This is a genomic window from Parasphingomonas puruogangriensis, from assembly GCF_036663635.1.
Classification (GTDB): domain Bacteria; phylum Pseudomonadota; class Alphaproteobacteria; order Sphingomonadales; family Sphingomonadaceae; genus Sphingomonas.
Map to the genome: position 1 here is coordinate 1 of NZ_JAXOJI010000027.1, position 1397 is coordinate 1397.

The window sequence follows — 1397 nt, forward strand, 5'->3', positions numbered from 1 at the left end:
ATGCAGCCATGGAGCCTCCTCTAGACTAAGATTTGCGTTGCGTCTTGGCAAACCGGATGGCAATGATACCGCGCTGGTCAGCGTCCGCAATTGGTAATGTTGTCATCGCGACTAATACCAAGTCCCATTGATTAGAACTCATGTGCCCATTGACGTAGACCAATGGACATGATTTTCCAGGGTTGATCGACGAGTTTGTTCCAGGCGAAGCAGCAATGATCGACGACATCATCATAGGATTTGAAGATGCGGTTGGAGAGCCAGTTATCGCGCATGAACTGCCAGACATTCTCGACAGGGTTCAGTTCGGGACATCGGGGCGGCAGCGGCATGAGGGTGATATTGGCGGGCACTACCAGTTTGGCAGAGCCATGCCACCCTGCCTGATCGAGTATCAGAACGGCATGCGCACCCGGCGCGACGTGGAAGGATATCTCCTCAAGATGCAGGCTCATCGCTTCGCTGTTGCAGCGGGGCAAGACGATGCCAGCTCCCTTGCCTTCGGCGGGACATATGGCCCCGAAGATCCAGGCCGAAGCTCTGCGCTGATCTTTGGGCGCTGAGGGCCTGGTGCCCTGCTTGGCCCACCGGCGGGTGAGCTTGGTCTGCTGACCGATCCTCGCCTCATCCTGCCACCACAACTCTATCGGTATGTCTAGGGGAAGGCTTTTGCGGATTTGCGCCAAACGGGCGGGGAAGTCTTTTTAAAAGCGGCAATATCCTCAGAGCGCTGCCCCTGATGGCGTGGTCTGGCCGACAGCTTGCGATAGCCCAGAGCGCGCATCTCGCGGCTCAATGTCTGCTTGGTGACCGACAAGCCGAACTCATCGCGTACCCACTGTGCCAGATCGATCAGCCGCCAACGAACAACCCCGTGCGACGCCGGTATCGGCCCGGATTCCACGATCTCGACCAGTGCACGGCGCTGTTCGTCATTCAGGATCGATACCTTGCCCGGTGCTTTGCGCGAGATCAGTCCATCAGGCCCTTCGGCGTTAAAGCGCAGCACCCAATCACGCACAATCTGCAAGGTAACGCCGCCGGCTTTGGCCGCATCGCTCCGGCTGCCGCCATCGAGGATCACTGCCAGAGACAGCAAACGCCGAACCTGATCCGCATCGCGGCATCCTCGTGCCAAACGGCGCAAATCCGGCCCGGTATAGTCCCCTCTTATCCCTATCGCTCCAGCCATCGCAAACCTCCTTCAGCTTGCGACACTGAATCAGAAAACTAGCAAAATGGGAATCCCCTAAATGAGTCAACGTTAAGGGGACTTGGTATAAGGCTATGTTTTTAATATCTGTATGAGCAAAATTATTGCTAGAGCACGTACACGGGATTTTGACGATCTAACAAGCGATAAGGTTTAATCTATGGCCGGACTAGACAGCTCGACT

The 1397-nt window shown here is 56.0% G+C and carries 1 protein-coding gene; it reads right to left on the reverse strand.

Annotated elements, in window-relative coordinates; translation table 11 throughout:
- Nucleotides 1-131: 131 nt before the first annotated feature.
- Nucleotides 132-1192 (reverse strand): IS630 family transposase gene (locus U1739_RS20940; RefSeq protein ID WP_332710553.1). Its coding sequence is split into 2 segments (ribosomal slippage): nt 132-700 and nt 700-1192, totalling 1062 coding nucleotides; the frame shifts between segments, so codons are not numbered across the junction.
- Nucleotides 1193-1397 lie beyond the last annotated feature (205 nt).